Consider the following 4965-nt stretch of genomic DNA (forward strand, 5'->3'; position numbering starts at 1 on the left):
TCTTCACCGGAAACCGATTTCATGGGACGCATCGCGCTCGGATTGAGCTATGACGGCCAAGGCTGGCGGGGCTGGCAGACTCAAGCTGGCGGCCAGACTGTGCAGGATGCCCTGGAATCGGCCCTGTGCCGTTTTTTGGCAGTGCCCACGGTTGCCACGGTCTGCGCCGGACGCACCGATGCCGGCGTGCATGCGCTGCAACAGATCGTGCACCTGGATTCCGCTGCCGTCCGGCGCGATGAATCCTGGGTGCGCGGGCTCAATGCCCTGCTGCCCAAGACCCTGGCCGTACAGTGGGCCTGTGCCGTTCGTGACGATTTTCATGCCCGTTTCGATGCCCGGGCGCGGACCTATTTCTACGTGTTGCGCAGCGCCCCGGTGCGGTCCCCCATTGCGCAGGGCCGGGTCGGTTGGGTGCACGACCGGCTCGATGATGCGGCCATGCGCGCCGCCGCCGCCCTGCTCGAAGGCGAACATGATTTCAGCGCCTTTCGTTCGTCCGAATGCCAGGCGGCCAGTCCGGTGCGCACGTTGCAGGCGCTGGAAATCCACCGCGCCGGGGATTTCCTGATTTTCGAGTTCCGCGCCAATGCCTTTTTGCATCACATGGTGCGCAATCTGATGGGCGTACTGGTGACCGTAGGGCGGGGCCGGCGGCCACCCGAGTGGGCGGCCGAACTGCTGCGTGACCGGGACCGACGGCGGGCCGCGCCGACTTTCATGCCCGATGGACTGTATCTGGCGCATGTCGAATATCCGGGAACGGACTTGCCGCAGCGAACGGCCCGGAATGCACTGCGGCATCATCTGGGCGATCTATTTGCTGCCTCGGGCACGGCCGGTTCTTGGCCTTAGCGGCCGTCCGTCTCGCGGCCTGCAAGCCGTTCCGATGTGTCTGGCATAGGGCTGCCCGTAGGGGACTGCCCTATGTGCTGCCCATCCCGAGGCTGCGGACGAGACGCTTCGTATAGAATTGAACGGTTTGATTGCGGATGCGCATCCGCACAGCTCCGTTCATGTTTCATGGAAGCTTGATGCAACCTCTTTTGATGATATCCCGATGGATCGACAGGCTGAACACGGCCATTGGCCGGGCCGTGACCTGGCTGGTGCTGGTGGTGGCCGTGGTCAGCGCCGGCAACGCCGTGATGCGCAAGCTGTTCAATCTGGGGTCCAACGCCTGGCTGGAATTGCAGTGGTACCTGTTCGGCGCCATCTTTCTGCTGGCAGCAGGCTATACCTTTCTGCGCAACGAACATGTGCGGGTCGATGTCCTGTCGCAAAAACTGCCCGAGCGCACTCAGGTCTGGATCGAGATTTTCGGCGTGTTGTTTTTCCTGCTGCCGGCGGCCTGCCTGGTGTTCTGGCTGTCGATCCCGTTTTTCTGGGAATCCTGGGTCACCCACGAACTGTCCTCGAACACCGAGGGCCTGATCCGTTGGCCGGTCAAGCTGCTGATTCCGCTCGGTTTTGCCCTGCTGATCCTTGCAGGGCTGTCGCATCTGGTCAAGTGCGTCGGCTTTCTGCGCGGCCTGTGTCCCAATCCGATGCGGGTCTCCAGCGGCAAGAGTGACGAGGAAGCCCTGGTGGAAGACATCCTGGCCCAGCGTCAGGCCCAGATCGAACAATCGGCACAGGGGCGTTGAACATGGAATTCCTGGTCGATAATCTCGCACCGATCATGTTTTTCAACCTGATCGTGTTCCTGCTGTTGGGATTTCCGGTCGCGTTCTCTCTGGCCGCTACTGGTGTGCTCTACGGTCTGGTGGCCATCGATCTGAATCTGATGAGCCCGCTGCTGTTCCAGGCCTTGCCCCAGCGGGTGTTTGGCATCGTCGGCAACGATACGCTGCTGGCCGTACCCTTTTTCACCTTCATGGGCCTGATCCTGGAACGTTCCGGCATGGCCGAAGACCTGCTGGATACGGTCGGCCAGTTGTTCGGCCCGCTGCGCGGCGGGCTGGCCATTGCGGTGGTGTTCGTCGGCGCGCTATTGGCGGCGACGACCGGCGTGGTGTCGGCATCGGTCATTTCCATGGGCCTGATTTCGTTGCCCATCATGCTGCGCTATGGCTACGACCGGCGTCTGGCTTCTGGCGTCATTGCGGCGTCCGGGACGTTGTCGCAGATCATTCCGCCTTCGCTGGTATTGATCATTCTGGCCGACCAGCTCGGGCGCTCGATTGGTGACATGTACCGGGGTGCCATGCTGCCGGGGCTGCTGTTGGCCGGGGCCTACATGGCGTATGTCTTTCTGGTGGCCATTGTGCGGCCAGGCCATGCCCCGGCCTTGCCGCCAGAGGCGCGCGGCTTTGTCGACGCGCGCGGCCATCGTGGCCTGCGGTCCCTGACGGTTCTGACCGTGGTCGCAGCCGCTGCCGCCTACTGGGGCTCGGATCATTATTTCCGGGCGCATACCGATGTGCCGGTCGATGAACGCGTCGTCATCGTGCTGCTGATCTGGGGCGCTGCGGCGCTGGCGATGGCGCTGGCCAATCGGTTCCTGCGCCTGAAATTGCTGTCGGCCCTGGCCGAGCGAGTCGTGTTCGTGATGATTCCGCCCTTGGCCTTGATTTTCCTGGTGCTGGGCACGATCTTCATCGGCGTGGCCACGCCCACCGAGGGCGGGGCGATGGGCGCCATGGGCGCACTGGTCATGGCAGTGTCGCGCGGGCGTTTTTCCATGAAGCAATTGCGCCAGGCCATGGAAAGCACGGCTCGGCTGTCCTGTTTCGTGGTGTTCATCCTGGTGGGGTCGACCATCTTCAGCCTCAGTTTCCGGGGGATCAACGGCGACCTCTGGGTCGAACAGCTGCTGTTGCACGTGCCGGGCGGGGAAATCGGTTTCCTGATCGTGGTCAGCGTCATGACCTTTTTCCTGGCCTTTTTCCTGGATTTCTTCGAACTGGCCTTTATCATCGTGCCGCTGCTGGGGCCGGTGGCCGACAAGATGGGCATTGACCTCATCTGGTTCGGCGTGCTGCTGGCAGTGAACATGCAGACTTCTTTCATCCACCCGCCGTTTGGCTTTGCCCTGTTCTATCTGCGCTCGGTCGCCCCTAAAGAGGACTACCACGACCGCGTGACCGGTGCGCTGATTCCCAAGGTCACCACGGCCCAGATCTACTGGGGTTCGATTCCCTTCATCATCATCCAGATCCTGATGGTGGTGGCAGTGCTGGTGTTCCCCGGCATGGTGACTCACTACAAGAACGACGCGCCCACGGTCGATCCCGCCAGCGTCACTTTCGGCCAGGACAGCGCCTATGGCCTGGACAGCTACGGTTCAAGCGATGCCGGGGCGGCATTTCAATGACCATGCCGGCAACCTCAATGAAACATGCCTTGCGCGGGCCGTGCCGCACACGCGTCAAGATCTGTGGGCTGACGCGGCCGCAGGATCTGGATGCCGTGGTGGCGGCCGGCGCTGATGCCATCGGCCTGGTCTTTTATCCTCCCAGCCGTCGTTGCCTGACGCTGGATCAGGCAATCGAGTTGCGATCCCGGGTGCCGGCCTTTGTCGGGGTTGCGGCGCTGTTCGTCAACCCCGATGCCCAGGCTGTGCAGCGGGTGATCGAGACCGTGCGCCCCGATCTGCTCCAGTTCCATGGCGAAGAATCTCCTGACTTCTGTGCCGCTTTTGGCGCACGCTACGTCAAGGCTTTCAGGGTCGGGGCGCCCGGCCTGGAGACAGCGGCGGAACTGGCCCAGGCCTGCGATACCCATGGTCAGGCTGCAGGCTGGCTGTTCGACAGCTACACCGCAGGCTATGGCGGCAGTGGCCATGGGTTCGATACTGCATTGCTGGCCCGCGTGCGGCGTGACCCAGGCGCACCGGCCCTGATCCTGTCGGGGGGATTGAAGGCGGCAACGGTGGGGGAACAGATTGCTGCTCTGGCACCGTTTGCCGTGGACGTCAGCAGCGGGGTAGAAACAGCGCCCGGCATCAAGGATCCGGGGCGTGTCCAAGCATTCATGCACGCAGTCCGGGCCGCCGATGCAGTCCGGACTGCCTGTGGTGCGGAAACGAATCAGGCCTCAGGTGGCGTGGCGGGCTGAACGGTTGGCCGCCAGGGCCGCCAGCGTGCAGGCTGCGCCGGACAGCAGATACAGGCAGATTCCGCCCAGACCGTAGTGTTCCGAAACGCCCAGCGCGACCAGCGGCGCAAAGGCCGCACCTGCCAGCCAGGCCAGGTCTGCCGTCAGGGCGGCGCCGGTATAGCGGCAGGCCGGCAGGAAATTGGCCGTGGCCGTGCCCGAAGACTGGCCGTAGGACAGGCCCAGCAGGGCGAAGCCGATCAGGATGAAGGCGTCTTGCCGCACCGCACCGCCGCCCAGCAGCCAGGGCGAGGCGAGTGCAAAGGCCCCGATCAGCACGGCGAGCCAGCCCAGGGTGCGGCGGCGGCCGATGCGGTTGGCCAGATGGCCGGAATACAGCATGGCACCCAGGGCGATGGCTGCGCCCACGAGCTCGATCGCCAACACTTGGGGCAAGGTTCTCTGGTGCTGCAGGGTGAGCCAGGACAGCGGAAACAACGTGACCAGGTGAAACAGGGCATAGCTCGCCAGCGCGGCGAAGGCGCCGGTGACGATGTGCCGGCCCTGGGTACGGATCATTTCCAGGGTACCGATCGGCCGCAATTCACGCTCTTCGAGCAGGCGCGAGAAATCATTGTCCATGACCAGCCGCAGGCGGGCGAACAGGCCGACGACATTGATGGCAAAGGCCACAAAGAATGGAAAACGCCAGCCCCAGCCGACGAAATCCGCAGTATCCAGGCGAGCATACAGGTACAGGAACAGGGCACCGGCCACGAGAAAGCCGATGGGCGCCGACAACTGCCCCAGCATGGCGTACCAGCCACGGCGCTGGGCCGGTGCATTCAGGGCCAGCAGCGAGGGCAGACCGTCCCAGGAACCGCCCCAGGCAATACCTTGCAGGCTGCGAAAGAGCGCCAGCAGGAC

5 protein-coding genes are annotated in these 4965 nt (G+C 63.6%); 4 read left to right on the forward strand and 1 reads right to left on the reverse strand.

Translation table 11 applies throughout. The annotated features are described in order from the left end of the window. The first annotated feature begins 21 nt into the window (after positions 1 to 21). The 4 genes from truA to RBR29_RS10465 all read left to right on the forward strand — a co-directional run bounded on the left by truA (position 22) and on the right by RBR29_RS10465 (position 4059). The gene (gene truA, locus RBR29_RS10450) at positions 22 to 855 is read left to right on the forward strand and encodes a tRNA pseudouridine(38-40) synthase TruA (protein WP_320349094.1); all 834 of its coding nucleotides are present in this window, start codon (positions 22 to 24) and stop codon (positions 853 to 855) included. A 179-nt stretch (positions 856 to 1034) separates the two neighbouring features. Beyond that, the gene (locus RBR29_RS10455; protein ID WP_320349089.1) at positions 1035 to 1646 is read left to right on the forward strand and encodes a TRAP transporter small permease subunit; all 612 of its coding nucleotides are present in this window, start codon (positions 1035 to 1037) and stop codon (positions 1644 to 1646) included. Between the two features lie 2 nt (positions 1647 to 1648). Continuing rightward, the gene (locus RBR29_RS10460) at positions 1649 to 3316 is read left to right on the forward strand and encodes a TRAP transporter large permease subunit (RefSeq protein WP_320349090.1); all 1668 of its coding nucleotides are present in this window, start codon (positions 1649 to 1651) and stop codon (positions 3314 to 3316) included. Between the two features lie 17 nt (positions 3317 to 3333). Further along, positions 3334 to 4059 (forward strand): phosphoribosylanthranilate isomerase, encoded by a 726-nt coding sequence (locus RBR29_RS10465; RefSeq protein ID WP_320349091.1) that lies wholly within the window; start codon positions 3334 to 3336, stop codon positions 4057 to 4059. On the opposite strand, the gene RBR29_RS10470 is transcribed toward RBR29_RS10465, so the two are convergent. Then, positions 4039 to 4965 (reverse strand): MFS transporter (locus RBR29_RS10470; RefSeq protein WP_320349093.1); only part of this gene is annotated, 927 nt, incomplete at its 5' end. The genes RBR29_RS10465 and RBR29_RS10470 overlap by 21 nt on opposite strands.

It is taken from the genome of Castellaniella sp., from assembly GCF_034007085.1.
Classification (GTDB): domain Bacteria; phylum Pseudomonadota; class Gammaproteobacteria; order Burkholderiales; family Burkholderiaceae_B; genus Castellaniella.